This window comes from Actinacidiphila oryziradicis, from assembly GCF_005047355.1.
Lineage (GTDB): Bacteria > Actinomycetota > Actinomycetes > Streptomycetales > Streptomycetaceae > Actinacidiphila > Actinacidiphila oryziradicis.
Map to the genome: position 1 here is coordinate 1 of NZ_SUMC01000097.1, position 26,385 is coordinate 26,385.

Here is a 26,385-nt window from a genome sequence, read left to right on the forward strand (position 1 = left end):
ACAACCACGTCACTACCAGGAGGCCCGTTCCTTCATGCCCCCGACCACGTCGGCACCTCTGTCCGAATGATCACCCGCACTACCCGCCTCGAACGAGCTTCGGTTTGCCACAACGCACTCAATCCTGCTGCGCCACGCCAGCGTGGGCCTGATCGGCTTCGGCAACCTGGGACGGGCACTGCGTCGGCTGCTCATCCCGTTCGCCCCCACCATCCGCGTCTACGACCCCTGGCTGCCCGACTCCCTGCTGCGCGAACACGACGTCCTGCCCGCAACACTCGAGGAAACCCTGGCCGCCAGCCAGTTCCTGTTCGTCCTGGCCACCGTCACCGGCGAGAGCGAGCACCTGCTCGGTCCGGCCGAACTGGACACCGTCCCGGCCGGCGCGCGCCTCATCTTGGTCAGCCGGGCCGCCGTCGTTGACTACGACGCCCTGCTCGACCGTGTCCGTGACGGCCGCTTCCTCGCCGGCGTCGACGTCTGGCCCGACGAACCCGTCCCCGCCGACTGCCCCGGCGGTCCGCCGGCACGGTCGGGACCAGGGCCGGGCTGATCAGCATCCACGCCCAGGCCAGCAGCGGCTCCGGCGGCGGCCTGGGCGGTGACGGTGCTGGTGCCCGCCCCGGCAGGTCTGTACCCACCGTTTCCATGATTGCCAGGGGCCAGCGCTCCCCCACCGGATCCAACAGTCACGGCAGATCAGCGATCCACGCCTCTGATCAGGCCGGACGATTATTCGGCACCCCCAGGCGCAGGGCGGCCTTGACACAGGGTCAACCACCACAAATTCTTCCGGTCGGCACGCGGTTGACACCATCGTGCACCTCTTCGAAAATATGGCCTGGCCGCCCGCGCGTATGAGGATGCCGGCCCGAAGCTCGACGAGGACAGTCTCGCGCCAGGGACCCGCGCCCGCCCATGGCGAGCGGACCGGTATCCGCAGTCTGGCTACCGTTCGGTCGACGACCTGGCGAGGAAGAGCGTGATCGCGTCGTCGATGAGCGCCTCGCCCTGAGGCGTCGTGATCCGTCGAGACGCGACGAGCGCTGAGATGCCCTGAACGGTCGCGGCCAGCGCAAGCGTCAGTCGGCCGACGTCGCGTGCGTCATATGCGCCTGCTTCGACACCCGCGCTCATGATGTCGGTCATGGTGTCGAACAGGCGCTCCGCAGCGCTCCGGACCGCCTCCGAGGGGCCGTCCACCTTCGTCGCGAACCGTTCTCGATCTTGCTCCGGGAAAGGCTCGTTTGCGAGAAGCCTTGTCGGGCATCTCATGAGCCCGGCCCCGCTGACCAGAGCGGTGGTTGTCAGCGGGGCCTTGGACCGGCATGGACAGCATCGAGAAGCAGATCGAGGACTTCGCCTTCGCGTCGGACCTGATGTTGTTCGTGGCACGGGAGATCACCCGGCTGATCGCCGAGGGAGCGCGTGGAGCAGGAGGCCGACCCAGCGGCCGCGGGCGTCTCTGCGTGGGCGGTCTTGAGGTACTGCCTGCGCTTCGGCAGCCCCGGCGTCGCCGGGCTCCTAGGGTGTGGTGGTTGCGGTGCGGTAGAACTCGGCTGCGGTGAAGGTGGCGGGGACGCCGAGTTCGGCGGCGACCGCGGTGATCGCGGTGGCGCCGACGGCGAGGTCGGCTTGGCCATCGGTGGTGAAATACGGTGCGATGAACTTCTCGTAGTGGGCTCGGGCTTCGTCTGCGGTGTGTCGGCCGAGGAACGTCTGGATGTGCCGCACCGTGGTGTCGGGTTCGTTGTGGATCACCTGCAGGGCGCGCCGGTGGGCTCGTACGACGGCCTGGACCGCGGGGTCGTCCGGGTGGATGTAGGTGGGGTCGACGGCCACGCCTACGGTGGGGATCTGGAAGTGGTCGCCGACAAAGGCCAGCACCTGCCAGCCGTGCTCGGCGGCTATCGCCTCCGGTGCCATGGTGCTGCCGACCAGGGCGGCGTCGATCCTGCCGTCGTGCAGCCAGCGCAGGTCCATGCCGTAGTCGCCGGGCGGGCGGACGATGGTGTGGATGTCGCGGTCCGGGTCGAGGCCGGCCTGGCGCAGCACGATCCGGGCGAAGCACCCGGGTGCGGTGTGGGGGGCGTGTACCGCCAGCCGTCGGCCGGCCAGGTCGGCCAGGTCGGCCAGGCCGGGGCGGGCGAGGAACCAGAACAGCGGGCGGTGGGTGTTGACATTGAGTGCGACCCAGGGGATGCCATCGGCCAGTCGGGACAGCAGTGTTCGGCCGAGCCCGATGGTGGCGCCGTGGCGCAGCCGCTCCTCGTCCCAGGAGCAGCCGTCGCGCAGCGCGACGTGGACGCCCTCGTCAGCGTAGTAGTCCTGCTGGTCGGCGATGTAGGCGACCAGTTCCTCGTGCAGGCCCCGCCCGACGTAGGCGAGATCGATCGTGTGCATGAGCGTTCTTCCTTGATCGTGTCGCCGCCATGCGCCCGCGCGTGCCGCGGGCCCGGCCGCTGCGGCCCATGGTGCTGAGGTGACGGTGTGCCGGATGCGGTCCGGCCGTCGGCCGGACCGGGACGGTATGGCCCCGTGTGCGCAGGACAGCGGGGCGTCAGTACATCCCGCCGTTGACCGCGGCCGTGGTGCCGGTCATGAAGGCGTTGTCCTCGCCGGCGTAGAAGGCGACCGCTTGGGCGACGTCGGCGGGGTGTGCCAGGCGGCCCAGGGGGGTAGCGGCCACCTGCCGCTGCTTGTGCTCGTCGTCGAACACATCCGCCATGCTCGCCATGCGGGTGTCCTCCACCGGGCCGGGCGCGACGACGTTGACCGTGATGCCCCGCGGGCCCAGTTCCTGGGCGAGGTACCGGGCGAACTGCTCCAGTGCGGCCTTGGACGTGCCCAATGCGATCATGTTCTCCCGGGGCCGGCGGCTGAGGCCGGTACCGATATAGATGATGCGTCCCCAGCCCTGTTCGGTCATGGCGGGCAGGACGGCTTTGGTGACCGCGAACGCCGCACGCATCTCGTCGTCGAGCTTGCCGCCCAGTTCTTCCCACGTCATGTCCTGGAACGACTTGACCGCGTACGGGATGAGCGCGTTGTGCACGAGCACGTCGATGCCGCCCCATGCCGCCTGGACCTGCTCGACCATGCTCTCGATCGCCGCTGCCTCGCGCACGTCGGCCTGCACGGCCATGGCCCGGCCGCCTGCGGCCTCGATGCCGGCCACGACCTCCTCGGCTGCCTTGGCGCTGCGGAGGTAGTTGACCACCACACGCATCCCCCGCGCGGCCAGAAGGCCCGCGGTGGCCGCACCGATTCCGCTGCTGGCCCCTGTCACCAATGCCACCCTGCCGGTTGCCCCAGTCACGGGCCCACCTCCTGCTCATCATCGCGGGCCGTCGGAATGACCGCCCGGAGTTGTTCATCGTCGATGCCGGTGTCTGCCGAGCGGATCGCCCCGTAGAGCACGGTGTCGACGGTCGCCCGCAGCAGATCGGCCGCGGTCCAGTCGAGTTCGCGCGGCAACTGCGAGGTGAGCAGCCGCTCCAACGCGCCGCGGGTGATCTCACTCAGCAGCTCAGGCGGCGCCGACAGCAGTCCCCGCCGGTGCCCGTCCCGGAACAGCTCGTCGACCCGCCGGTAGACCACCGCGTCCACACGCTGCTCCACGTACTGGCGCAGCATCGCATCGCCCCGCCCCGTCGCGAGCTGAGCCGCGCCGATCCGCCCGAGCTCACTGCCTGCCGCGATCAGGAACCGCTGGACCCGCACACCGAACGGCTGCCCTTCTGCGTCCTCGGCCGCCGCCACCAACGTACGCTCCACCGCCCCGAACTGCCGATCCAGCACCGCGGCCAGCAGACTGCGCTTGTCCGGGAAATGACGGTAGATCGTCTTCTTGCTCATCCCGAGCTCACGAGCGAGATCGTCCATGCTCACCCGCGCGAAACCCGGCGCGAAAAACAGCCGACTGGCCGCCTCCACGATCACGTCAGCACGCTGCCCGCCACCCTCGGAAACTCCAGAAACTGATTTGGTTTCCATGGTTCCGATAGTGGCTTCCCACCCCTGCGCTGTCAAGGCAGGCCTTCCGGGCATGTGGGGCTACGTGACGAATGCTGTGATCTTGGCCGGCGCGGAGGAAGATGACGTGCGCGGCGTGGACGCGTGGTTTCTCCACGCGCCAGCCGGAGCAGATCACGCGGGTGTGCCGACGATGGTGATCGACGCCAGCCGCGTGTCCTGCGACTACCGGCCGAGCCGGCTCGCAGGACGGCGCACACCTCAACGACCACTCATCCCGGTGCCGATCTGCCGCCTTGCCCCCGGCGGCACCGCAGCCGCCAGACCGGGCCCCGAAGCCCGGCCCGCCGATGCCGTACTGGCAGAAGACCGGCAGCGCGAACACGTTCGCCGTGGACCGGACATGCTCCGGTTGCCTCTCCGGATCGGTGAGGGGCACCCGCTTCACGAAGGCCGGGGTTCCGGCGACCTCCAACAGGGCCGACTTCCCGCCGATGCCGGAACCGATCGGCACGGCCTCGTGGGTGGCTTTCCCTCAAAAAGGCGTACGGCACGCTCGTCGCCAGCCAGCCGCCCTTCAGCCCTGGCCGGCCGGATCGGGGACGGATTCGTGACCACGACCCCCGGCAGTGCGCTGGTCGAGCAGTTCCGTAAGTCCGGTGGCGTGGGCAAGCCCGTCATCAACGGAACCAAAGCCCCGACCGCGACAAGGGGGTCGTGCCGTGCACCGGTGGCCGACGGGGCACCGCAGCCGGTGCTTGGTCCTGATGTGGTTGGGCCGGTGTCCCGGGGGCACATATGAGGGCAAAGAGCCGCTCGCAGGCAGTACCTGCGGGAACCGCGGAGAGGATCGGCTATGGGTCTGGGCAAGAAGATCACGCATTCCGCCGAGAAGAGCAAGGGCAGGATGAAGAAGGACACCGGCAGGGCCACCGGTAACCGTTCCCTGGAGGCCAAGGGGAAGGGCGAGCAGACCAAGGGTGGCCTCAAGCAGGTGGGGCAGAACATCAAGGACGCTTTCAAGCGCTGACCGAGCACTCTGCGGCCGGTCGGAGCGAAGCGCAGCGGCGACCCCGGTTCCCGAGGGGGCTTGCGATAAGGCGGCTGTGGTGCGAAGCCGCGGGTACCGCCGGGCGGAGAGCCATGCTCGGACAGGCGCGGGTGCGGATCGCCGTGGGGCTGGTGCCCCGAGCACCTGCCGGGTGGCGCCCATGCCATTCGGGTGCCACCCAGGCGGTCGTGGTCACTGTTTGAAAGCGTCCTTGGCCTTCTGCACCGGCGACCTAAAACCCCGGGCCGCCGCTTCCCAAACCAGCCCCTAACGACACTGCCGCCCACAGCAGAGCACCGGCCGAGCGGCCGTTGGCATTCCCGATACGCGCCGCGCCGCCTGGCGGGGATGCCACTCGCTTTGATCAAGCGTCAGTGGTGTCCGGCGGTGGGTGGTAGCAATGTGCCTTGGGCGGCCCGGGATCCGCTGGGGCCGCCGCCCGGTCCGCGCAGGATGTAGGCGGCAACGACAGCAGCAAGCGCTCCGGCCACCGGGGCGGTGAGGTAGATCCACAGATCGTGCAGGTCTGCGCTGACCAGCGCGGGTCCCAGCGAGCGGGCCGGGTTCATGGAGGCGCCGCTGACCGGGCTGGCCCACAGACCCGCCACCACGATGTAGGCGCCGACGCCGATCGCGGACAGCGGCCCCACGTTTTGTGCGCTGGAGGCCGTACCCAGGATCGTGCTGACGAGCCCGAGGCTGAGAACAGCTTCGACGACGAAGGCCTGGGGCGCGGTAAAGCCGGGCCCAGGCAGGGTCGCGCCCAGGTGCGCCACATCACCGAAGGTGGCCTTCAGGACCAGACTGGCCAGCAGGGCCCCCACGCACTGGGCAGCGATGTAGCCGGGAACCCGGCGCCAGGCAAAGTCGCCGCGCAGCGCGAATGCGATGCTGACGATGGGGTTCAGATGGGCACCGCAGACCGCGCCCATGAAAAGGATCACGGCCAGCACTGTCAACCCGGGGGCCGTCACCGCCGCGGCCCGACCGATCTGGCCGTGGGTGGCTGCCTCCAGGACCGCCGCTCCGGCACCGGCCAGGACGAGCAGGAAGGTCCCGAACAGTTCACCGAACAACCGTCGCGCTTCGTAGGTGAGATCATTGAAGTCACGGGCCCATACCGGCTCACGTTCCAGCACAGCCGCGATCCTGGCCCCGTGGCGGGCGTCCACGATCGCCTCGACGCGATCACCATGGCCGTCATGGCTTCCCGTCGATCCTCCACCGCTGAACTGCTCATCGCCCGTCATGACGCTCCTGGCCTCGGTACCGGGGGTTTATACGGCGATCGCGGGCAGGTCGACGAGGCGACACGGAATCTCTGTGTCCTGGCTGAGGTGGTAGCTGGCGCACAGCCGGTGATAGCCGTCAGCGATCTGCAGAGGGCGGTCGAGGCTCAGCTCGCCGCGAACGAGCAGGATCGGTGACAGCGGCTTGCCCTTGGTAACGTGCTTCAGATCTCTCGCGACCTCGGGGTCATCTGCAGGAAGCAGCTGCAGACGGGCGGCGCGCAGGATGTCCTTGGCGCGATGCTCCACCGTGGGCGCATGCGACAGTAGCGCGGTGAGAACCTCCACGAGCGCCGGAGCGGCCGTCAGCCGCAGAAACGACGCGGCTGCCGGGTAATCGTGCTCAGCCGGGGCATCCGCCCACTCCACGGTCACTTTCTTCGCCACGGCACGTCCCTCCGATATGTCAGTGATCACCACACCGGCCACCATTGGTCTTAGTCTGTCCCGTCCGCCCCGGTTCCACACCCGGGAGACCGCGGCGACGGCCACCGCGCAGGCATCGCGCTGAATGTGGGAAATTCCGCAATTTCCACTGACCCTCCATCCGCCTACAGGGGCTCTGGTCGGGCGGTTTTTCGGTCCTTGCCTGTACCCCTGAACTATGGGGCATGACGGTGTTCTTCAGGAATCCGCATGCCCGTCCAAGAGGGCCTGTCTACCGAGGACTTCGCCCAGACCGAGACTGAGGCACCGCAGCAGCCCGCAAGGGATGACCTGACCGCAGACCCCAATGCCGGCCAGGTGGCGTCGAGGACACGAACCACGGACGCGGGAGGAGACAACCGGGACCCCGCAGCCGACGAACGCGACACGTCTTCGCACGGGCCCGATGCGGCCCCGCTCCTCGAACCCAAGCAGGCCGAAGACCTCCGATTCCAGTGGCAAGTGATCCAGCAGGGATTCGTGGACGACCCCCAGAAATCCGTGCGCGCGGCAGACGGGCTCGTCGCCGAAGTCATGCAGACGCTCGCCACCACCTTCGCCGACCACAAACACGGACTCGAAGGCCAATGGCACCGCGGCGAGGAAGTCGCCACCGAGGACCTCCGCGTAGCCCTGCAGCAATACCGGTCCTTCTTCGACCGCCTGCTCAGCACCTGACCACCGGCCCAGGCCTCACCCGTCACCAACAGCGCGGTGCTGAACCGTGACGAGCGTGTGCCTTTTGGAGGGAAAGCCGACCACGATCATCCGACGAGGGCACTGTGATGTGCATGCTGAAGCCGGCGCCGAACAGCGCCAGGTCCGCCCCGGCGCCCGGCGCACTCCTGCTCCGTCCCTTCGGAACAGGAAACCACCACCGCCCGAAAACCTCGGTGCACGAGGTGCGCAGCCGCAAACCAGAGTGAATGGGCGAGGGCATCCCGAGCCCCGCGAGGAAGCCCGCACAACGGTCACCCCGGTCCGGACACGCTCGGGCCGCTATGCTGACAACTCATCGCCCCGGACCCAGGCGTACCCACCGTCCGGCATCCCGCCGGACGGAACCGCACCTGGGGAGCAACGATGGACCCGATGGTCCCGGCGGCAACCGCTTATCACCAGACGCCATATTTCCTCAAAGCCGTCACCGCCCTGGCACAAGAACCGCTGTGGTGATCATGCCCGACATGTCGCGTACCAGCACTCCGCCGCGCGACCTTGAGGACGACAAACTCCTCACCCGCCGACGCTCGATCAGTGACTGGTGCGACCGTCACCTGATGACCATCCACACCCTTTCCGCCCTCATGATGGACGACCCGCGCGTGGTCAGCGCGGCCCTGACAGAGTTGCTCAACGAGCCGGACGACCCTCCCCCAGCCTTCGGCCGGGGGGACCCCCATCTCGCTGCGCTCGCGCCACGAGGCAAAACGCTCCCGCAACCCACTCCCGCCCGCCTCCTCACCCCCAGGGACCAGTGCCCCAACGACGCCTCCTCCCCCCTCGACCGCCTCGAACTGGCCCTGTATCTCATCGGCGACCGCACCTGCGCCGCGGTCTCCAAGACACTCGGCCTCCCCGAACACGCCATCACCGCACGGCTGCGCGAGGGGCTGTGGGTGCTGTTCGCCCCGTGCGACGGCGACGCCGTATACGCGCTACGAGGCCGCCTCTTCACCGCTGAATGTCCGCACACATGATCACGCCGCTGCCCTACCGCGAAGCCACGCGGCACTTTGCGCATGCGGCCACCGGCTCCGCCGCCCCAGCCGGCGACTGGACAGGGGGAACCTGCCAACCGCAGCGGCTGTCGCGTTCATCAGCACCAGCGACATCGTCGTCTCGGTCAGACCACCCCAAACCCCGTACGGTTCGTTGGCCTCCAGAGTGAACTGGAGGCATGGTTCACGGACCGGGCAGCGTGCGCAGACCTCCTTCGCTGCCTGGTCACGCGCCTCATGGACTGCACCTCGCTCTCCAGGCGATGGAAGAAGATCCGGGCGTCGGCCTCGCGGCAGGCGGCGTGGAATTGCCACTCGCGGTTGCGCTGGAGCGCCCTCGGCAGGCGGGGTGCTCTAGCCATCGCTCTACTGCTTCAACTCTCTGTTGCCTCTTGGCTTCGTTGAAGGCGATGGGATCCACGGCGGGGCCGACCTGGTGGCTGAGCGACGCTCCAACTCCGGGGACCACACACCCCCCAGGCCCCCGCGTCTACCCGGCATCCATGGAACAAATCTGTCAGCACGTCAGGTCACTTGCACACCCGACCCGATCTGCCCTGACGCCTCCGCATCCCCCGTCATCCGGGTTTGTCCCCGGAACCGGGTTCCTCAACTGCCGGTCGCGCGGCACCGGGCGCCGTGGCCAGCGCAAGAGCGGACATCCGCGTCACACAGACGCCGCTCAGATGGCAGCCCTGTTCGGGAAATGCTATTCACCGTCAAGCGCATGAAGTCACTCCGACTGGATTTCGCAGTTTGACTCCGCCGTGGCGGGTAGGAGTGATCTGAGACGGGCTGCCAGAGAATCACGACGCATCCCTGTCGGTACGACTTGGCGTGCCGACCCAATATTGACAAGGAAGAGGAACCTCGCATGTACATAGGTCTCGGAACAGTAGTGCTCATTGTGGTAATCGTGGCCGTCGTCATGCTCATGCGGCGACGCTGACCGCGTACCGTTTGAGGCGCCACAACAGCCCGTCGCACGGGATCGGCACCACCCCAAGGATTGAGGCCAACAGCCCAGCAGGGTCAGCGGCCTGCTCGGGCGCCACACTCGCGCCCCGTCGGCACCATGGGTACAGGGCGCTCGACGAAACCCGCGAGGGGTCCACACGTCCTTACCGGCTATCCCGGGCGAAATCCCGGCCTCTTCTTCACTCTAGGCCGGGTGCATGACTCCTGCTCGGCCGGGCAGGCGGCTGGCCGGAGACCGATAAATATGGGTCCTCTGATCCTTGTTCTTCGGTCTTGATCGCCGGCAGAGAAATGACAGCAGCCGCCCCGTGAAGGGTGTGTACCCAGAAAACGAGGGCAGTTGACCTCACGATGAAAAGTCATACAGGATAAATCCGGCAGATTTCTATCGTTAATCTGCCGACGATAGAGGGGATAATTTTCATGACGGACAACGTGTAGGGTTACCAGGCCGAGTCGGGTCACGAGACAGGGGTGGACCTGACCGGGTTCAAGGTCGAGGCGAGCGATGGCAGCATCGGCAAGGTCGACAAACATTCCGACGACGTCGGTGCCGCATACATCGTCGTCGACACCGGCGTGTGGATCTTCGGCAAGCAGGTACTGCTCCCCGTCGGCGTCATCTCTTCCATCGATATCGCGGAACGGAAGATCTACATCGGCCGCACGAAGGACGAGATCAAGGGCTCCCCGGAGTTCGACAAGGACAAGCACGCCGGGGACGCGGGATACCACGAGCAGGTCAGTGGCTACTACGCGGATCCCCGTATCTGAACCGCACGACAACGCACCGGCCCGGCAACGCGATGATGCCCGCCGGGCCGCGACACAGGCGGTCGCGGCCCGGCCCACACCTACCCCGGCCCTCGGTATGCGAAGGAACCCGCGAGTCCCGGAACCAGGTCCGCGATGATGGAACTACTTCATATGGTATGTGATAAATATGCTGTTTCTGAAGCCGCCTGGTGTGTACTCCCCGCAGGACGACACGTCGCTCCTGGCTGAGTCGCTGGGCCGCGAGCCCCGTCAGGTGGCGGCCCGTGTTCTCGACGTCGGCACCGGCAGCGGAGCACTGGCCCTCGCCGCGGTCCGCCATGGTGCGTCCCGGGTCACTGCGGTCGACGTGTCCCTGCGGGCCGTACTCACCGCCCGGCTCAACGCCCGGCTTTCCCGGCTCCCGATCGAAGTACTGCGGGGCAGCCTCCTCGACCCGGTGCGCGGGCGTCACTTCGAGCTGATACTCGCCAACCCCCCTTACGTGCCCGCCCCGCAAGCCCACCTTCCCCGCCGTGGCGCTGCCCGAGCCTGGGACGCCGGGCACGACGGTCGAGTGGTACTGGACCGCATCTGCCGGGACGCCCCGGCGCTGTTGGCCCCCAGTGGGGTGCTGCTGCTGGTGCACTCCGCGCTCTGCGGCGTCGAGTCCACCCTGGACCGGCTGCGGGAGTCCGGCCTCGACGCGGAAGTCGCCGAACGACGCCGGATCCCCTTCGGCCCCGTCCTGCGCGCCAGAGCGGCTTATCTGGAAGGCCGTGGCCTTATCCGGCCGGGCGAGGAGAAGGAAGAGCTGGTGGTGATCCGTGCGATACGAAGCCGCTGACCGCGCCCGGCGCGTCACCGTGACACAGGACGGCCCGGTACTCGTCGAAGGACCCGTCGAGGTCGTCCTGGACGACGGCAGCATCGCGACGTCCGACCGCTTCCTGGTCGCCCTGTGCACCTGCCGCCGCAGCCGCCGCTACCCGTGGTGCGACACCAGCCACCGACAGCGCGTCAGGTCACAGCCCGACGCGGAGTGACGACGCGCCCTCGCGCCACGCACCCAGCAGCCGCTCGCCCAGCCGGTCCTCCAGGAAGCCCGTCGCGTCGATCCCGAAGGCGACATCCGCCTCCAGCGCGGGCTCGTCCTCCAGCAGCCCCCCGATGACATCCCGGCGTACCACCTGCTCATGGACCGCGTCCGCTTCCACATGCTCGGTGTAGAACAACACCGCCGCCGGACCGGCACCGGTCCGCTCCAGCGCCTGCGCCATCCGCCGCGACCCCGGGGACGAGCTCACCTCCAGGGCCGCGAATTGACCCACCAGGGCGCCGCGCAAGGCGCGGTGCAGGCCAAGCAGCGACATCAGATTCACCGTCGCCAGCGCCTCGGCCGACCCCGCGTCCAGATACCGCCCGTACGCCGGGTCAAGCCCCAGGTCCTCCATGAGACCGGCGAACAGCTCGGCGTGCACCCGCTCCGCGCGGCCGCCCCCGAACTCGTCGAACTCCACCGCCACCAACGCCGCCTTCGCCCGCCCCACCAGCCGCGGGATCACCCACGCGTGCGGGTCGGCCTCCTTCAACTGGTACAGCGAACGCTGCGCCGCGTATTCCCTCAGCTGCCACAACTGGCCCTCGTCCTTGAGGAAAGACGAGACCCCTGACCCGTCGACCGGCTCTACCAACAGCCCTTCCAAGGCCGCGTCCACCCGATCGTGCTTCGTGGCGTCGCTGCGCAGCGCTCGGAGAAACCGGCGCTCCATGGCACCGCGCAGCCCCAGCAGTCCCGGGTCCCACTCCCAGCCGTCGTCCACCCCGCGGAATCCGCGGTAATGCAGCTCGTAGCACGCGTAGAGCGCGAGCTGCAGATCGTCCCCATACGGATCAGCCCCCGACACCACGCCTTCACCGGGCAGCGCGGCACCACCGCCCAGCGCCCCGACAACACCCGCCGAGAGCTCTCCCCGCCCCTGCGGAAGCTCCGGTCCCACCAGATATCCACTCATGATCTCCGACTGCCCCCGAAACGACCCGGAACACACTCTCTCGGACGGGCTCGCAACCGGCCGGCGGACTCCGGTGGCAGCGATTCACGTGCCTCAGGTCACCGGCCGGCCGGCCGCCGGGATCCGCTCCAGAAGGCCACGCAGGTCATCCGCGTGCTCTTCCTCGTGCGCCAGCAGATCCTCGAACGCCCGCCGTGTCGTCGGGTCCGCCCAGGAAAAGGAACAGTCCTACGATCACCGCGGCCACGCCCAGGAGCGGCGCAGCCCCCTGCCGGTGAGCCAGCCCACGACCGGGTCCGCGCTGATCGCGATCACCAGGGAAAGCGGCACCAGCATCAAGGTGCTCTCCACGTGCTGGACGGCCAGCACCAGCCAGTACGCCGCCAGCGCCCCCAGGCCGGCCCGGAACCCGACGGAGAACCACGACCGCGACAGCCGACGGTCCGGGTCCGGACGGCGGGCGGCCACCACGGGTACAGGGCCCCCAGGGTCCCGGTCTCTGTCCGGGCTGGTCTCCTCCACACTCACCGGCGCACTCCTGGATGTCTGGGCATGGCACGAGCGCTGGACAGGCAGGCGTTGAGGGTCAGGACGCCGGGAGGCCGTCGCTGTGGGTGCCAGGAGCCAGGATCTCCTCCAACACCACGCGCACCGCCTCGAATGCGGCGGCACGCGACTGCTGGGCCAGGGCCTGCAGAAGCACCCCGTCATCCACATGCTCCTCGACCAAGGAGTAATTCTTCTGCGCCTCCAGATGGGCCCAGTCACGGGCCCGCTGGATACGGGCGATCAACTCGACCATGCTGATTTCCCCGCCCGCGGGGGCTGCGAACCGAGAGGACTGGGTCTGATCCATGGAATTCCTCCAACCGGGCCTCCGACATGAGGAGCCCCCACGAAGGCGGAACGACGCGCATGCACGCTCACGCACGCAGCGCCTACCCCGCCTCGCCCGATTCACCGTCCCCCTCATCCGGCGCGCATCCGGCTCCGTACCCTCCGAACCGGCCATCCATCGGGGCTCCGGGACTCGCCCGCAGCGCCGGCCGTCGCCGTCGTGGCGCTCGCCGGACGCGGTGTGCAGGAGCAGCCGCTGCTGGGGGTCGTTCCCTCGCCGCTGCGCTGGTATTGGTGCTCCCGTCGCCATCGGAGAAGTCGAAGGGCACGTGCTGCACCCGCTCGTGATGAGCTGGGTGGTCAGACTGCACCCGGTCGTCGTCGCTGTCACCGTCCCTCGCCGACGTCAGAACGGAAGCTGACCGAGGCGTGGTCCCGGCCAGTTCTCACTGGCCGTGGGGTTTGCCCTGTGTGCGAGCGGGGACCCGTTCAGCAGGGATATTGCTCTGCGAGGAGGGCGTCGTGATCGTCCTGGGAATCATTCTGCTCGTCATCGGCTTCGTGGCCAAGATCTCCATCCTGTGGACGATCGGCGTCGTCCTGCTTGTTATCGGGGCCATCCTGTTCGTCCTGGGATCGGTGGGTCACGCGGTCGGTGGACGCCGCCACTACTGGTAGCAGGCCCCGCGTCGGTCTGGCCGCCCGGGGACGGCCGGTAGCGCGTGGCAGGACGCTGGAGATGTGGTGAGTCTCTCGGTCAGCGCGCCACCACGTCACAAACAGCGAGAAGTCATCGGCTCAGCAACACATCGGGCGGGTCGGCCACGGTCAGGTGACTGCGTGCCGCAGCCCCGTGGGTCGGTCAGCCGGTTCGGTACGGTTCGGCGCGTTCTTCGACGAAGGTCAGGCCGTGGCCGGGCGAGCCGTCGTGGCCTGGGGCGATACTGCCACCAGTGGGGTCGAGGGTGCCGTCGAAGAGGAGTTCTTCGATCCGGACGTGGTCGTGGAACCATTCCAGGTGGCGGAGGTTGGGGACGGCAGCTGCCGCGTGGGCGTGGACGTGTGGGGCGCAGTGGCCGGAGAGGTGGAGTCCCAGGCCTTCGGCGACGGCTGCCGCGCGCAGCCAGACGGTGATGCCGCCGCAGCGGGTGGCGTCGGCTTGGAGGCAGTCGACGGCGCCCGAGGCGGCCATGCGGGTCAGATAGGGCAGGTCGTAGCCGTACTCCCCCGCTGTCACGTCGGGCAGCACCGCGTCGCGGATCTGGCGCAGGCCGGGGAGGTCGTCGGAGGAGACGGGTTCCTCGAACCAGCGGACGTCCTGGTCGGCGAAGGCGGCGGCGACTCGGATGGCCTGCTTGCGGGTGTAGCCGCCGTTGGCGTCGACGTACAGTTCGCAGTCCGCGCCGACGACTGTGCGGGCCTGGCTGATGCGGACGAGGTCGCGGGCCTCCCGGCTTCCCCAGGACTCGCCGATCTTGATCTTCACTCGCGGGATGCGCTGCTTGTGCACCCATCCGTCGAGTTGACGCTCCATCGTCGCCGTGTCGTAGGTGGTGAACCCGCCGCTTCCGTACACCGGCACTTCGGCGCGGGCCGCGCCGAGCAGACGGACCAGGGGCAGGTCGAGGAGGCGGGCCTTGAGGTCCCACAGGGCGATGTCCACGGCGGACACGGCTCCGGCCACCAGGCCGGGCGCACCGATGTTGCGTACGGCCCGGTGCATCGCCTCGTTGCTGCCGGGGACGTCCATTGCGCAGCGTCCCACGACGATCGGTGCGAGTTGATGCTTGACCACTTGGTTCGCGGCGGCTGCGCCGTAGGTCCAGCCGAGGCCGGTCGTGGTGCCGCTGACGGCCTCGACCAGGACCATGGTGGTGGCGTCCCAGGCGATGGTTCCGTCCGCTTCCGGGGCGTCTGTGGGGACGGTGAATACGCTTACGCGCAGGGTGTCGATCGCCGGATCCTCGGTCATGCCCTCGCCCCTGGTGCGTCGGTTGCCGTTTCGGGGGCGCGCAGTCCGCCGCGCGCGCCGCCGGCGAGTCTGGCGGCGGCCCGGTCGACCAGGGCCATGATGGTGAGCGCGGGGTTGGCGCTGCCCTGGGTCGGCATCACGCTGCCGTCGGTGATGAGCAGGTTGGGGATGGCGAAGGTACGCAGGTCGGCGTCGACGACGCCGTGTTCCGGGTCGTCGGCCATGCGGCAGCCGCCGACGAGGTGGGCGTAGCGGTCGATGGTCATCACCTCGCTGGCGCCTGCGGCGTGCAGGAGGTCCTCCATGACGCCGGTTGCGGCTTTGACGAGCCGGCGGTCGTTGTCGCACTGGGTGTAGGAGAAGTCGGCGACGGGCAGTCCGTAGCGGTCGTGCTCGCCGGCGAGGGTGACCCGGTTGCCGGGTTGCGGAAGCAGTTCGCACAAGGCGCCGAGGGTGGCCCAGTGGATGTAGTCGTCCATGTAGCGGCGCAGGTCCCGGCCCCAGTGGCCTTGGGCTGCGACGTGTTCTGCCCAGGTGATGGGCAGCGGGGAGACGGTCTGGATGGAGAAGCCGCGCCGGTAGGGCTTGCCGGGGTCGGTCTCGTAGAAGGCTTCGGTGGAGACCTCGGGCGGCGGTGCCTTGTAGGCGCGGATCTCCTCGGTGAAGCGGCCCGCGGTCTGCGGTGCGCCCTGCACCATCAGGTAGCGGCCGACCAGGTCGTGGTCGTTGCACAGGCCCTCGGGGAAACGGGGGTTGGCGGAGTTCAGTAGCAGGCGCGGGGTCTCGATGGAGTATCCGGCGACCGCGACGTTGCGGGCGCGCTGGAAGCTCTCACGGCCGCCGCGCATGTACCGGACGCCGGTCGCGAGCCGGCCCTGCCGGTCGGTCTCGACGCGGGTGGCCATGGTGTCGGCGCGGATCTCCACGCCGTGGGCGAGAGCGTCGGGGACATGGGTGATCAGCGGCGAGGCCTTGGCGTTGACCTTGCATCCCTGCAGGCAGAAGCCCCGGTAGACGCAGTGGGGGCGGTTGCCGAAGCGGCCGTTCATGATGGCGACCGGTCCGACTCGGGCTTCCACGCCCAGGGCGGCGGCACCGCGCAGGAAGATCTCGCCGTTGCCGCCGACCGGGTGCGGGGCGTAGGGGTAGGCGTGCGGGTCGCCCCAGGGCCAGTACTGGCCCGCGACGGGGAGTTCCTGCTCGAGGCGCTCGTAGGAGGGCTTCAGGTCCTGATAGTCGATCGGCCAGTCGGCACCGACGCCGTCCTGTGTGAGGGTGGTGAAGTCGGAGGGGTGGAAGCGGGGCGTGTAGCCGGCGTAGTGGACCATGGAGCCGCCGACGCCGCGTCCGGAGTTGTTCGATCCCATCGGCACCGGGTCCGCGCCGGAGATGACGCGCGGTTCGGTCCAGTACAGGTGACGGGATCCGGCTTCGTCGCTGACCCAGTCGGCGTCGGGGTTCCAGAACGGTCCTGCCTCCAGCACGACCACCGTCCATCCGTGACGGGCCATTCGCTGCGCCAGGACGCTCCCGCCGGCGCCGCAGCCGACGATGACCAGGTCGACCTCGTCGCTGTCGTCGAAGTGCCGCATGTCGCGGATCAGCTGCTGGTCGAAGCGGGTGCCGTCGTTGGGCAGCAGCCAGGCGGACTCGTTGCGCCGCCGCACCTCGCGCTGCGAGCGGGTGGTCAGGCGCAGGGTGTCGCGGGCGGCGCGAAGGGTCGAGTGGCGGCCGGGGTCGGGGCCGGCAGGGCTGGGGCTGGCGGGGGTGGAGCTGTTCGGTTGGTCGTTCACGTTCCTGCCCCCTTCGTGGTCTGGGCGACAGGGTCTTCGTCCGGGTACTGGTCGGCGACCTCCCAGGGCTCGCGGGCGTCCACGCCCAGCCGTAGATAGCCGCGCGGGTAGGCGGGGCCGCCGAAGCCGATCTCGCTCCACGCCTGGGGATGGGAGTAGAAAGCCGTGCAGGCATAGCGCGTCCACAGGCTCCACACGTGCGCGGCGGGAAGCCCGTACCAGGGCTTGGCGTCCAGGTCCTGCACCGTCTGTAGGCGGACGGCCTGACGCTCCCGTGGCAGCGATGCGAAGCTGTCGGTGTTCTCGTGGTGTTGGGCATCGAGGTCCAGCGCGGTCAGCGAGCGGCGCCAGGCCTGGTCGTCGGGGGGCATGTCCTGGTAGCGCCAGCCGTCGGTCTGCAGTTCGGCGAGCCGGGCGTCCACCATGTGGAGCACGGGGATCTTGAGCCTGTCCCGCTCCTCGCCCTGGTCGAGCAGCAGGTCGAACAGCGCCCCGGCGGTGGCCTGCTCCGCCGGGGTGAAGAACCGCAACGCGGGTTGCGGCCCGAGCCGGCCCAGGACCGTGCCCTGGGTGGCCCGGTCCCACGTGCCGTACTGGGCCAGGACGTCGTACCCGGGGAAACGCCGTGGTGCCGGTTCCCCGTGCTCGTCTGAGAACCCGTGCGGGTCCGCCTCCCCGGTCACGTGCTGCCTTCCCGGCGCAGCACGGCGGCGACCAGGCCCATACCGCCGACCATGCTCATCAGCGCGGGCGCCAGCATCGGCGGCCCCATCTCGATGTTGTAGCGGGCCATCCGCCAGCCGCCCGGCTTCTGGGCGATGCCGCGCAGGTGCAGGTAGGTGCCCTGGATACCGTTCGCGGTGATCGCGGCGGAGGCGACAGGCAGCAGCGTGCGCGCGAGGCGCTCGTTGCAGACCCCGGCCACGCCGGCGACCGCGCCGACCGGGCCCAGGACCACCGGCCACCACATCATCCGGTTGCCGAAACCCGCACGGTCGTGCTCGAAGTAGATCTCTGCCGCGGTGACCACCGCTCCCAGCGCGGTGGCCAGGGCGAGCGTGCGCTGGAAGCGCCCGGTGCGGACGTTCTCCAGGCCGTGCGCGGCCAAGCCGAGCGGTGATGTGCCCTGCTTCCGGGTCACTTCTCGCCTCCGGCGTCGTCGACCCGCTTGCCGCTGCCCGGCAGGAACTCCTGGATCTTCGCCTTGACCCCCTGCCGGATCATGCCGGTGCGGTCGCTGTCACCGTGCAGGACGGACGAGGCGGTTGCCTTCATCTGCGCCCAGTCGGCGTGCGGCGGGATCGGCGGAACGGCGGGGTCGGTGCGGAACTCGATGAGGCACGGCCGGTCGGCGGCCAGGGCCTGTCGCCAGGCCGCCTCGACCTGGTCGGGCTTGTCGACGCTGATGCCGAGCAGGCCGAAGTTCTCCGCGATCCGGGCGTAGGGCACGTCGGGGAGCTCCTGTGAGGGCAGGAACTGCGGCGCGCCCTCCATCGCGCGCAACTCCCAGGTGACCTGGTTGAGGTCGCGGTTGTTCAGCACCGCCACGATCAGGCGCGGGTCCTCCCACTCCCGCCAGTACTTGGCAGCGGTGATCAGCTCGGCCAGGCCGTTCATCTGCATCGCGCCGTCCCCGACGATCGCGATGGCCGGACGGTCGGGATGGGCGAACTTCGCGCCGATGGCGTACGGCACGCCGGGGCCCATGGTGGCGAGGTTCCCCGACAGCGAGCCGCGCATCTCCCCGCGCATCCGCAGGTGGCGCGCGTACCAGTTGGCGGCGGAGCCGGAGTCGGAGCTGAGCATGACATTGTCCGGTAGCAGCGCGTCAAGGGCGTGAACGACGTGCTCGGGGTTGATCGGATCGGCTTCGAGCTCGGCGCGCCGCTCCATGACCTCCCACCAGCGGGCGGCGTTCTTGACCACCGTCTCCTGCCAGCTGCGGTCGGTCTTGCGTTCCAGCAGCGGCAGCAGCGCATCGAGGGTCTTCGCGGCGTCGCCCACGAGATTGACCTCGAATGGGTAGCGCAGCCCGACCATGAACGGGTCGATATCGATCTGCACGGCGCGGGCCTGGTCGAAGTCCGGCAGGAACTGCGTGTAAGGGAAGCTGGAGCCGATGGTGAGCAGGGTGTCGCAGTCCCGCATCAGCTCATAGGAGGGCCGGGTGCCCAGCAGCCCAATGGAGCCGGTGACGTACGGGAGGGTGTCGGGCAGGACGTCCTTGCCCAGCAGGGCCTTGGCCACTCCCGCCCCGAGCAGGTCGACCAGCTGCTCGACCTGCGGCCGGGCTTTCCGGGCGCCCTGGCCCACCAGGATCGCGACCTTCTCGCCCGCGTTCAGGACCTCCGCGGCGCGGCGCAGCTCGTCCTCGTCGGGGATCGGTGCGTAGCGGGGCAGGCCGAGACTGGAGGGCACCATCTTGAACGCATGGGTCGGGGCCTCGTAGGGCAGGTCCTGGACGTCGGCGGGGACGATGACCGCGGTGACGGTGCGCTTGGCGTAGGCGGTGCGCATGGCCCGGTCCAGAACGTTGGGCAGTTGCTCGGGCACGGTCACCATCTCGCAGTACTCCGAGGCGACGTCTTTGTAGAGGCTGAGCAGGTCGACTTCCTGCTGGTAGGAGCCGCCCATGGCGCTGCGGTTGGTCTGGCCGACGATGGCCACGACCGGGACGTGGTCGAGCTTGGCGTCGTACAGGCCGTTCAGCAGGTGGATCGCGCCAGGGCCGGAGGTCGCGGCGCACACTCCGACCCGTCCGGAGAACTTGGCGTAGCCGACCGCCTCGAACGCCGCCATCTCCTCGTGCCGCGCCTGAATGAACTGCGGCTTGTTCTCGGCCCTGCCCCAGGCCGCCAGGAGGCCGTTGATCCCGTCACCCGCATAGCCGAAGACGTGCTCGACACCCCACTCCTGCAGGCGTTGCAGGATGTAGTCGGATACCTTCACAGACACAGCGATCTCCTCTTTGCCGGTACAGCGGCCCCCTGCGGACGGCTAGCCGCTGCCGGGCAGGTGAAACCTTCTGCCTGGTGTGAGCTGCGTTTACCGCCGGTGCACGGGGAAGACGTAGCCCACCGCGTCACAAGGACCGGTCTGAGGAGAATCACGATGCCGCACCGCGGACGACGCCTGGCGGGTGAGCTGATCGGCTGGTGGGTACTGCTGTTTCTGCTCAACCTGGTCTTCATCAGCACACTGTCCCCATTGGAACTCATCGTCGGCGCGGCCGCCTCCACAGTCGCGGCGGTCGGTGCCTGGGCGATCCACCGGGCTGTACGCCCGGACGTCGGACCCGCTGGTCACTGGACGGCGGCGGTGTGGGCGTGGCCGGGCACGCTGCTCACGGAAACCGTCCGACTGGCCCGCCTCACCCTTGCCGGCTTGCGCGGACGACCGGCTCAAGGGCGGTTCACCACCGTACGGCTACGAGCAGGCGTCGGGACAGCGTGGGCCTGCTCGCTGCTCTCGGGAACCCCGGGCAGCTGTGTCATGGCCGTGGACGCACACCCGGGCGCAGCGCCAGTCCTGATCGTGCATTCGCTGTTCGACTCGCGCTCCCGCCTGGAGTCGGTCCTGGCCGAGGCGGACGAGGCGTGAACGCTTGGCTGCTCGCGGCCCTGGTCCTGTTGCCCTGCGCCCTGGGGCCGTGCGTGTGGGTGGCTTGCCGGGGACCCGCGGCTCAGCGCCTGGCCGGCGCCAACCTGGCGACAGTCCTGACCACGGTACTGTTCCTACTGCTCGCGCAGGGGTTCGACCGCAGCTCCTACGTCGACCTCGCACTGGTCCTAGCGGTGCTCGCACCAGCGGGAACGCTGGTCTTCACCCGGCTCCTCGCACCTGACCCCGGTGAAGCCCGAACGGCTCACCACTCAGACGGGGAGACGTCGTGAGCATCCGCCATGTGATCGCCCTGGTGCTGCTGGTGGCCGGAACGGCAGTGCTGCTGCTGTCCGCCTGCGCCTTGCTGGTCCTACCCCGCCCCTATGCACGACTGCACGCCCTCGCATCCGCGACGTCGCTGGGGGCACCGCTGATCGCACTCGCGCTGGCCCTGGACACCGGACCGGGACGCGGGGCGGTCAAGCTCCTGGCCATCGGCGCACTGCTGGCCGTGAGCGGGCCGATCACCACGATGGCCATCGGCCGGGTCACCATCGCTACCGACCCCGGCCACCCTGAGGAGGCCGACACATGAACAGCGTCGCCACGCTGACCGAGATCCTGGTCATGCTCGTACTGCTACTGGTCGCTGTGGTGGCGACAGTCGCGGTGCTCACCCGCGATCCCGCCCGGCAGGCCATCGTCCTGGCCGTCCTCGGACTACTCCTGGCCCTGCTGTTCACCGTGCTGCAGGCCCCCGACGTGGCCCTGTCGCAGCTCGGCGTCGGCACAGCGGTGACGCCGCTGCTGATCATGCTGACAGTCCGCCGCGTCCGGCGCGGCAAACAAGAACCTGACGAGGGCGAACCCGCCAAGGCCGGAGGTGATCGTTGAGCCGCAGGGGACGTATCCGGCTGTTCCTGTGCGCGGCAGCGGTCATCGCCGTCGCCTACACGCTCGCGTGCACGGGCCTGCCGCACTTCGGCTCGGTCGTCCACCCCTACGGGGACCGCGCGGTGGCCGCCACCCTCAAGCAGCACACAGCCAACACCATCTCCTCGATCAACTTCGACCAGCGGGCCTTCGACACCCTGGGCGAGGAGTCGATCCTGCTCGGCTCCGTCCTGGGAGCGACCGCCCTCCTGCGCCGGACCCGCGGCGATCGCCCGACCCGCCCCGAGCCGGCCCGGGTCCTGCCGTCCACCCGGCTGTTCGGCACGCTGCTGCTGCCGGTGGCCCTGCTGACCGGCATCTACATCGTCGCCCACGGGCAACTCAGCCCCGGCGGGGGCTTCCAGGGCGGCGTCGTCCTGGCCACCGCCCTGCACCTGGCCTACGTCGCCGCCGACTACCGCGCGCTGGACCGGATCCGGCCCAGAGAACTGCTCGACGGAATCGACGCCGTCGCAGCCGGGGCGTTCACCACCCTGGGCCTGGCCGGACTGGTCACCGGGGCGGCCTACCTGCAGAACGTCCTGCCGCTGGGCACCTTCAACACGCTGTCGTCGGGCGGACTCGTACCCGTCATCAACGCGGCCGTCGGCGTCGAGGTCGCCTCCGGTGTCATCGTCCTGCTGGCCTGCTTCCTGGACCAGACCATCGCCACCAGCGGCCCCGACGCGGCCGGCAGGAGCAACGCTTCCGACACGAGTGAGGGGACCGCATGAACCTGTTCGGCCTGCTGCCCTACCTGGTCGCCGGATGGATCCTCCTGGTGGGCATGTACGGGCTGGTGACCAGCCGCAACCTGATCCACGCCGTGGGCTGCCTGGCCGTCGCCCAGTCGTCCACCTACGTGCTGCTGCTGTCCATCGGCTTCCGGCGCGGCGGCACCGCGCCCGTCTTCTCCGACACCTCGACGCACTCGGTGGTCGTCGACCCGGTCGTCCAGGCCCTGGCCCTGACCGACGTGGTGGTCGGCGCGACCGTCACCGCACTGCTGCTCAGCCTGGTGATCCAGCTCCACAAACGCCACAGCACCATCGACCCCGACCGACTCAACGCGCTGCGTGGCTAGAGGAACTGACGCCTGATGACCGCTGCCGACCTGCTGCCCCTGGCCGTTGCGGTGCCGCTGCTGGGCGCTGCGGTGTTCGCCGTCGTGGGCCGCCTGCTGCCCAGACTCGCCAGTGACATCCTCGCCACCGTGTGGGCACTGGCGGACATCGTTCTGCTCGCATGGCTGTGGCACCGGGCCGGCAAAGGGACCCTGACGGACTGGGTCGGAGGCTGGCGCCCCCGAGGCGGCGAGGGCGTCGGCATCGTCCTGGTCGGCGACCCCATCGGCATCGGCCTGGCCCTGCTCACCGCCGTGCTGATCCTCGCCGTCACCGTCTACGGCTGGCGCTACTTCGCCGAACCCCCCGCCGGGCACCCCGGCACCTTCCCTGCCCTGATCCTGCTGTTCGAGGCCGGGATGTCCGGTTTCGCGCTCACCGGAGACCTCTTCAACGCCTTCGTGTTCTTCGAACTGATGGGCGCCGTCGCCTACGCCCTGACCGGCTACCACGTCGAGGACCCACGACCGCTCCAGGGTGCGCTGACCTTCGGCATCGTCAACTCCCTGGCCGCGTACTGCTCCCTGATGGGCATCGGCCTGCTCTACGCGCGCACCGGCGAACTCGGCATGGCCCAGATCGGACAGCACCTGGCCGCCCACCGCACCGACGCACTGGTCGTGGCCGCATTCGTCCTCGTCCTGACCGGCCTGCTGGTCAAAGCCGCGATGGTCCCCTTCCACTTCTGGCTGCCCGACGCCCACGCGGTCGCCCCTACCCCCGTGTGCATGTTGTTGTCCGGCGTCATGGTCGAACTGGGCGTCTACGGCGCCGCCCGCGTCTACTGGACCGTGTTCTCCGGACCCGGCGGCATCCCCGCCACCGCCGTGCGGGACGTCCTGGTCAGCACCGGGGTCCTCACCGCGCTGCTGGGCGCGGTCATGTGCTGGCAGCAGCGGCACATCAAGCGCATGCTGGCGTTCTCCACCATCAGCCACGTCGGCCTGTTCCTCATCGGCGTGGCCCTGCTGAGCGCACAGGGCGTCACCGGAACCGCCCTGTACATCGCCGGCCACGCGGGGGCCAAGGCCGCCCTGTTCGCCCTCACCGGCATCCTGCTCGACCAGTACGGTTCCGTGGACGAGCACGGCCTGTACGGCAGGGCCCGCGAACTGCGCTGGACCGCCGGGGTCATGTTCGGGCTCGGCGGCCTCGCCCTGGCCGGGCTTCCGCCGTTCGGCACCGGGCTCGGCAAAGCCCTCGCCGAACACACCTCGGGGGAGTACCTCGCTTGGCTTCCTGCCGTGTTCGTGGTCACCTCGGCAGTCACTGGCGGCGCGGTGCTGCGCACGGCGGCACGCGTCTTCGCCGGGGCCGGGGCGGTACCGCACGACAGCACTCAGCCGGAGACGCGCGGTGACCACGAGGAGCCGGAAGTCCGCGAGCCGGGGCGACCCGTGCCGCTGCCCATGCTGGTCGTGCCCGGTCTGCTGCTTGCCGGATGCCTGGCCGTCGGGCTCCTCCCCGGCCTGAACGGAGCCCTGACCCGCGCGGGCGAGTTGTTCACCAGCAGGACCGCCTACCTGGCCGCCACCGGCCTCGCCACGCCCGCGGCGGCAAGCGCACACGCGACGACCGCCGCCGGCGCGTCGGGGTGGACCAGCCAAGGCGTTCTGCTCGGCGTGCTCTCCGCCCTGCTGTCCTTCGCCCTCGCCGCCGTAGCGCTGTGGGGGCCGGACCTCCCCGGCAGCGCCGCCCACCGCCTGCGCGAACTGGCCGAGGCGGGTACCCATCACCTGGTCCTGCCGCTGCGTCGCCTGCACTCCGGACGCCTCGGCGACAACGTCGCCTGGCTCGCCACCGGCGTCGCTGGACTGCTCGCGGCCTTCACCGCGCTCAAGTAACTGCCTCACCCGGCACGCAGCTCCGGACGCCGTGTTCGCGGTCACGGCAATGCCGGCCCCCGAGCCCTCCCGGCATGCCGTGATCGGGGTGAGACGGTTTCCTGCGGGTAGTCGCAGCCACAGGTACGTATCAAGATCCCTGGTCGGACACGGCGGCCCGGGCGTGGCCGACGAACGGATGGCACAGGTGACAGAGAGCGCGGGTCCGGACGGGGCGGAGTTCCCGTTGCACGTACTGCGGGAGTACGCGTTGATCGCCGACGGCGAGCGCGGGATCCTGGTCGGGCCGCGCGGAGACTTCGTGTGGATGTGCACCCCCGGGTGGGACTCGGAGGCAGTGTTCTCCGCGCTGATCGGAGGTGAGGGGATGTACGCCGTCACCCCGGCGCAGACGCCGTTCGTGTGGGGCGGGTCCTACGAGGACGGCACCCTGATCTGGCACAGCCGCTGGGTCACTACCTCCCAGGTGGTCGAGTGCCGCGACGCCCTGGCCTTTCCCGGCGACCCGCACACGGCCCGGGTCCTGCGCCGGGTCCAGGCCATCGACGGCGACACACAGGTGCGGGTGGTACTCGACCCGCGTGCGGGCTTCGGGCGGTACAAGATGAGCCGCCTGCACCGCAAGGGTGAGATCTGGACGGCCCGTTGCGGGCCGCTGTATCTGCGCTGGACCGGTGCGCCGGAAGCGGCAGCCCGGCCCGAGGGCGGCCTTCAGGCGTTCATCACCGTACCCGCCGGCCAGCACCGCGACCTGGTCCTGGAGATCTCCGACCAACCGATCAGCGATGAGGGGCCCGACCCCGGCCAGGCCTGGGCGGCGACCGCGGCCGCCTGGGCACAAGCGGTGCCGGCGATCTCCGGGACGGTCGCCGACCGTGACGCCCGGAACGCCTACACCGTGCTCCAGGGACTGACCAGCCGCGGCGGCGGCATGGTCGCGGGGGCCACCACAAGCCTGCCCGAGCGCGCCGAGGAAGGCCGCAACTACGACTACCGCTACGCCTGGATCCGCGACCAGTGCTACACCGGCCAAGCAGTGGCCGCCTGCGGCCCCTACCCGCTGCTGGACGACGCGGTCCGCTTCGTCACCGAACGCGTGCTGGCCGACGGCCCGAACCTCAAACCCGCCTACACCGTCACCGGCGGCCCGGTACCTGACGAACGCAGCCTGGACCTGAAGGGATATCCCGGTGGCGCGGACAAAGTCGGCAACTGGGTCAACCAGCAGTTCCAGCTCGACGCCTTCGGTGAGGCCCTGATGCTCCTCGCCGCCGCCGGCCGACACGACCGGATCGACAGCGAACACTGGCGCGCCGTCGAGACCACGGTCGCCGCGATCCTCCAGCGCGGCCAGGAACCCGACGCCGGTATCTGGGAACTGGACAACCAGCGCTGGGCCCACTCCCGGCTGAGCTGCGTCGCCGGGCTTCGCGCCATCGCCGCCCTGGCCCCACACGCCCAGGGCGCCAAGTGGAGCCGACTGGCCGACCAGATCCTGGCCGACACCGCCGCCGACTGCCTGCACCCCACCGGCCGCTGGCAGCGCGCCCCCGGCGACGACCGCGTCGACGCGGCCCTGCTGTTCCCCGCGATCCGCGGTGCCGTCCCCGCCGACGACCCGCGCACCCTGGCCACCTTGGCCGCCATCATCGACGAACTCGGCCAGGACGGCTACATGTACCGCTTCCGACAGGACGACGGCCCTCTGGAACAGGCCGAGGGCGCGTTCCTGCTCTGCGGCTTCACGACCAGCCTGGCACTGCACCAGCAAGGCCGCGAGGTCGAGGCGAACCGCTGGTTCGAACGCAACCGGGCCGCCGCCGGATCGCCGGGGCTACTGGCCGAGGAGTACGACATCGCCCAGCGCCAGATGCGCGGCAACCTGCCCCAGGCCTTCGTTCACGCGCTGCTGCTGGAGACCGCACACCGGCTGGCCCGGCCCTGGCCCGGAACCCTCTCTGTCAAAGTGTGATGAGTCGGGTAAAGTGACCGATTCATTCAGTCGAGGGCGGAGAAGGAGGAGTGCCCGAAGTGGCCAGCAGCAACGACCACCAGGCCCCGGATCCGCAGG

At 69.4% G+C, this 26,385-nt stretch carries 31 protein-coding genes and 1 pseudogene; 16 read left to right on the forward strand and 16 right to left on the reverse strand.

The genetic code is table 11. The features are described from left to right. Nucleotides 1-127: 127 nt before the first annotated feature. Nucleotides 128-553 carry an NAD(P)-dependent oxidoreductase gene (locus FCI23_RS44530; RefSeq protein WP_265737825.1) on the forward strand — a complete coding sequence of 142 codons (426 nt, stop codon included), beginning with the start codon at nucleotides 128-130 and terminating at the stop codon, nucleotides 551-553. A gap of 395 nt (nucleotides 554-948) precedes the next feature. Here FCI23_RS44530 and FCI23_RS44535 read toward each other — a convergent pair whose 3' ends face one another. The 5 genes and pseudogenes from FCI23_RS44535 to FCI23_RS61240 form a co-directional block, all read right to left on the reverse strand. Next, nucleotides 949-1,203, reverse strand: coding sequence for a hypothetical protein (locus FCI23_RS44535; protein WP_136729748.1), 255 nt, complete (start codon nucleotides 1,201-1,203; stop codon nucleotides 949-951). A 321-nt stretch (nucleotides 1,204-1,524) separates the two neighbouring features. Next, entirely contained in the window at nucleotides 1,525-2,403 is an 879-nt protein-coding gene (locus tag FCI23_RS44540) for an ABC transporter substrate-binding protein (RefSeq protein WP_136729749.1), read from the reverse strand. Nucleotides 2,404-2,560: 157 nt separating this feature from the next. Beyond that, complete coding sequence (locus FCI23_RS44545) at nucleotides 2,561-3,319, reverse strand: SDR family NAD(P)-dependent oxidoreductase (RefSeq protein ID WP_136729750.1); 759 nt, start codon at nucleotides 3,317-3,319, stop codon at nucleotides 2,561-2,563. Further along, nucleotides 3,316-3,942 carry a TetR/AcrR family transcriptional regulator gene (locus FCI23_RS44550; RefSeq protein WP_211265735.1) on the reverse strand — a complete coding sequence of 209 codons (627 nt, stop codon included), beginning with the start codon at nucleotides 3,940-3,942 and terminating at the stop codon, nucleotides 3,316-3,318. The genes FCI23_RS44545 and FCI23_RS44550 overlap by 4 nt, the downstream gene beginning before the upstream one ends. Nucleotides 3,943-4,303: 361 nt before the next feature. Next, nucleotides 4,304-4,492 (reverse strand): annotated as a pseudogene (locus FCI23_RS61240) (protein kinase family protein); the annotation flags it as partial. A gap of 339 nt (nucleotides 4,493-4,831) precedes the next feature. Here FCI23_RS61240 and FCI23_RS44560 point away from each other — a divergent pair. Beyond that, the gene (locus FCI23_RS44560) at nucleotides 4,832-5,005 is read left to right on the forward strand and encodes a CsbD family protein (RefSeq protein ID WP_136729751.1); all 174 of its coding nucleotides are present in this window, start codon (nucleotides 4,832-4,834) and stop codon (nucleotides 5,003-5,005) included. A gap of 392 nt (nucleotides 5,006-5,397) precedes the next feature. Here the strand turns inward: FCI23_RS44560 and FCI23_RS44565 are convergent, their stop codons facing one another. Both FCI23_RS44565 and FCI23_RS44570 read right to left on the reverse strand, forming a co-directional pair. Beyond that, nucleotides 5,398-6,276 (reverse strand): MIP/aquaporin family protein, encoded by an 879-nt coding sequence (locus tag FCI23_RS44565; RefSeq protein WP_136729752.1) that lies wholly within the window; start codon nucleotides 6,274-6,276, stop codon nucleotides 5,398-5,400. A gap of 27 nt (nucleotides 6,277-6,303) precedes the next feature. Beyond that, the gene (locus FCI23_RS44570) at nucleotides 6,304-6,702 is read right to left on the reverse strand and encodes a hypothetical protein (protein ID WP_246144665.1); all 399 of its coding nucleotides are present in this window, start codon (nucleotides 6,700-6,702) and stop codon (nucleotides 6,304-6,306) included. 249 nt (nucleotides 6,703-6,951) lie between these two features. Here FCI23_RS44570 and FCI23_RS44575 point away from each other — a divergent pair, with 249 nt between their 5' ends. Further along, on the forward strand, nucleotides 6,952-7,419 hold the full coding sequence (locus FCI23_RS44575; protein WP_136729754.1) for a hypothetical protein: 468 nt from the start codon (nucleotides 6,952-6,954) through the stop codon (nucleotides 7,417-7,419). A 509-nt stretch (nucleotides 7,420-7,928) separates the two neighbouring features. Next, nucleotides 7,929-8,441 (forward strand): hypothetical protein, encoded by a 513-nt coding sequence (locus FCI23_RS44580; protein WP_136729755.1) that lies wholly within the window; start codon nucleotides 7,929-7,931, stop codon nucleotides 8,439-8,441. On the opposite strand, the gene FCI23_RS44585 is transcribed toward FCI23_RS44580, so the two are convergent. Next, complete coding sequence (locus FCI23_RS44585) at nucleotides 8,442-8,777, reverse strand: WhiB family transcriptional regulator (protein ID WP_407646122.1); 336 nt, start codon at nucleotides 8,775-8,777, stop codon at nucleotides 8,442-8,444. It abuts the gene before it with no gap. 1,137 nt (nucleotides 8,778-9,914) lie between these two features. Between FCI23_RS44585 and FCI23_RS44590 the strand changes: the two genes are divergently transcribed. The 3 genes from FCI23_RS44590 to FCI23_RS44600 all read left to right on the forward strand — a co-directional run bounded on the left by FCI23_RS44590 (nucleotide 9,915) and on the right by FCI23_RS44600 (nucleotide 11,239). Next, a complete protein-coding gene (locus FCI23_RS44590; protein ID WP_246144666.1) occupies nucleotides 9,915-10,214 on the forward strand; it encodes a PRC-barrel domain containing protein in 300 nt (99 codons plus the stop codon). Between the two features lie 169 nt (nucleotides 10,215-10,383). Then, nucleotides 10,384-11,040 (forward strand): HemK2/MTQ2 family protein methyltransferase, encoded by a 657-nt coding sequence (locus FCI23_RS44595; protein ID WP_136729756.1) that lies wholly within the window; start codon nucleotides 10,384-10,386, stop codon nucleotides 11,038-11,040. Beyond that, nucleotides 11,021-11,239: a CDGSH iron-sulfur domain-containing protein gene (locus FCI23_RS44600; RefSeq protein ID WP_136729757.1), complete on the forward strand. Its 219-nt coding sequence runs from the start codon at nucleotides 11,021-11,023 to the stop codon at nucleotides 11,237-11,239. Before FCI23_RS44595 ends, FCI23_RS44600 begins: the two co-directional genes overlap by 20 nt. Here FCI23_RS44600 and FCI23_RS44605 read toward each other — a convergent pair. The 3 genes from FCI23_RS44605 to FCI23_RS44615 all read right to left on the reverse strand — a co-directional run bounded on the left by FCI23_RS44605 (nucleotide 11,219) and on the right by FCI23_RS44615 (nucleotide 13,064). Further along, complete coding sequence (locus FCI23_RS44605; RefSeq protein ID WP_136729758.1) at nucleotides 11,219-12,208, reverse strand: iron-containing redox enzyme family protein; 990 nt, start codon at nucleotides 12,206-12,208, stop codon at nucleotides 11,219-11,221. The two genes, FCI23_RS44600 and FCI23_RS44605, sit on opposite strands and share 21 nt — an antisense overlap. 234 nt (nucleotides 12,209-12,442) lie before the next feature. Continuing rightward, on the reverse strand, nucleotides 12,443-12,736 hold the full coding sequence (locus FCI23_RS44610) for a hypothetical protein (protein ID WP_136729759.1): 294 nt from the start codon (nucleotides 12,734-12,736) through the stop codon (nucleotides 12,443-12,445). A gap of 58 nt (nucleotides 12,737-12,794) precedes the next feature. Next, nucleotides 12,795-13,064, reverse strand: coding sequence for a hypothetical protein (locus tag FCI23_RS44615; RefSeq protein WP_136729760.1), 270 nt, complete (start codon nucleotides 13,062-13,064; stop codon nucleotides 12,795-12,797). Between the two features lie 503 nt (nucleotides 13,065-13,567). Between FCI23_RS44615 and FCI23_RS57395 the strand changes: the two genes are divergently transcribed. After that, nucleotides 13,568-13,723 carry a DUF6131 family protein gene (locus FCI23_RS57395; RefSeq protein ID WP_169317250.1) on the forward strand — a complete coding sequence of 52 codons (156 nt, stop codon included), beginning with the start codon at nucleotides 13,568-13,570 and terminating at the stop codon, nucleotides 13,721-13,723. Between the two features lie 184 nt (nucleotides 13,724-13,907). Here FCI23_RS57395 and FCI23_RS44625 read toward each other — a convergent pair whose 3' ends face one another. The 5 genes from FCI23_RS44625 to FCI23_RS44645 are packed head-to-tail and all read right to left on the reverse strand — an operon-like array spanning nucleotide 13,908 to nucleotide 19,765. After that, nucleotides 13,908-15,017: an enolase C-terminal domain-like protein gene (locus FCI23_RS44625; RefSeq protein WP_136729762.1), complete on the reverse strand. Its 1,110-nt coding sequence runs from the start codon at nucleotides 15,015-15,017 to the stop codon at nucleotides 13,908-13,910. After that, nucleotides 15,014-16,810: a GMC family oxidoreductase gene (locus FCI23_RS44630; RefSeq protein ID WP_211265736.1), complete on the reverse strand. Its 1,797-nt coding sequence runs from the start codon at nucleotides 16,808-16,810 to the stop codon at nucleotides 15,014-15,016. Before FCI23_RS44630 ends, FCI23_RS44625 begins: the two co-directional genes overlap by 4 nt. Further along, nucleotides 16,807-17,493: a gluconate 2-dehydrogenase subunit 3 family protein gene (locus tag FCI23_RS44635; protein ID WP_136729763.1), complete on the reverse strand. Its 687-nt coding sequence runs from the start codon at nucleotides 17,491-17,493 to the stop codon at nucleotides 16,807-16,809. Before FCI23_RS44635 ends, FCI23_RS44630 begins: the two co-directional genes overlap by 4 nt. Beyond that, complete coding sequence (locus FCI23_RS44640) at nucleotides 17,490-17,951, reverse strand: hypothetical protein (protein ID WP_246144667.1); 462 nt, start codon at nucleotides 17,949-17,951, stop codon at nucleotides 17,490-17,492. Before FCI23_RS44640 ends, FCI23_RS44635 begins: the two co-directional genes overlap by 4 nt. Next, nucleotides 17,948-19,765: a thiamine pyrophosphate-requiring protein gene (locus tag FCI23_RS44645; RefSeq protein ID WP_211265737.1), complete on the reverse strand. Its 1,818-nt coding sequence runs from the start codon at nucleotides 19,763-19,765 to the stop codon at nucleotides 17,948-17,950. The genes FCI23_RS44640 and FCI23_RS44645 overlap by 4 nt, the downstream gene beginning before the upstream one ends. A gap of 156 nt (nucleotides 19,766-19,921) precedes the next feature. Here FCI23_RS44645 and FCI23_RS44650 point away from each other — a divergent pair, with 156 nt between their 5' ends. From FCI23_RS44650 to FCI23_RS44685, 8 genes are all read left to right on the forward strand, one after another. Then, entirely contained in the window at nucleotides 19,922-20,410 is a 489-nt protein-coding gene (locus FCI23_RS44650) for a hypothetical protein (RefSeq protein WP_136729764.1), read from the forward strand. Beyond that, nucleotides 20,407-20,703, forward strand: coding sequence for a monovalent cation/H+ antiporter complex subunit F (locus FCI23_RS44655; protein ID WP_136729765.1), 297 nt, complete (start codon nucleotides 20,407-20,409; stop codon nucleotides 20,701-20,703). Before FCI23_RS44650 ends, FCI23_RS44655 begins: the two co-directional genes overlap by 4 nt. Further along, nucleotides 20,700-21,008 carry a monovalent cation/H(+) antiporter subunit G gene (locus tag FCI23_RS44660; protein WP_136729766.1) on the forward strand — a complete coding sequence of 103 codons (309 nt, stop codon included), beginning with the start codon at nucleotides 20,700-20,702 and terminating at the stop codon, nucleotides 21,006-21,008. The genes FCI23_RS44655 and FCI23_RS44660 overlap by 4 nt, the downstream gene beginning before the upstream one ends. Further along, on the forward strand, nucleotides 21,005-21,307 hold the full coding sequence (locus tag FCI23_RS44665; protein ID WP_407646123.1) for a Na(+)/H(+) antiporter subunit B: 303 nt from the start codon (nucleotides 21,005-21,007) through the stop codon (nucleotides 21,305-21,307). The genes FCI23_RS44660 and FCI23_RS44665 overlap by 4 nt, the downstream gene beginning before the upstream one ends. After that, a complete protein-coding gene (locus FCI23_RS44670; protein WP_136729767.1) occupies nucleotides 21,304-22,080 on the forward strand; it encodes an MnhB domain-containing protein in 777 nt (258 codons plus the stop codon). Before FCI23_RS44665 ends, FCI23_RS44670 begins: the two co-directional genes overlap by 4 nt. After that, nucleotides 22,077-22,430, forward strand: coding sequence for a sodium:proton antiporter (locus tag FCI23_RS44675; protein ID WP_136729768.1), 354 nt, complete (start codon nucleotides 22,077-22,079; stop codon nucleotides 22,428-22,430). Before FCI23_RS44670 ends, FCI23_RS44675 begins: the two co-directional genes overlap by 4 nt. Before the next feature lie 15 nt (nucleotides 22,431-22,445). Continuing rightward, nucleotides 22,446-24,314 (forward strand): complex I subunit 5 family protein, encoded by a 1,869-nt coding sequence (locus FCI23_RS44680; protein ID WP_136729769.1) that lies wholly within the window; start codon nucleotides 22,446-22,448, stop codon nucleotides 24,312-24,314. A gap of 178 nt (nucleotides 24,315-24,492) precedes the next feature. Further along, the gene (locus FCI23_RS44685) at nucleotides 24,493-26,286 is read left to right on the forward strand and encodes a glycoside hydrolase family 15 protein (RefSeq protein ID WP_136729775.1); all 1,794 of its coding nucleotides are present in this window, start codon (nucleotides 24,493-24,495) and stop codon (nucleotides 26,284-26,286) included. The last annotated feature ends 99 nt before the right edge of the window (nucleotides 26,287-26,385 follow it).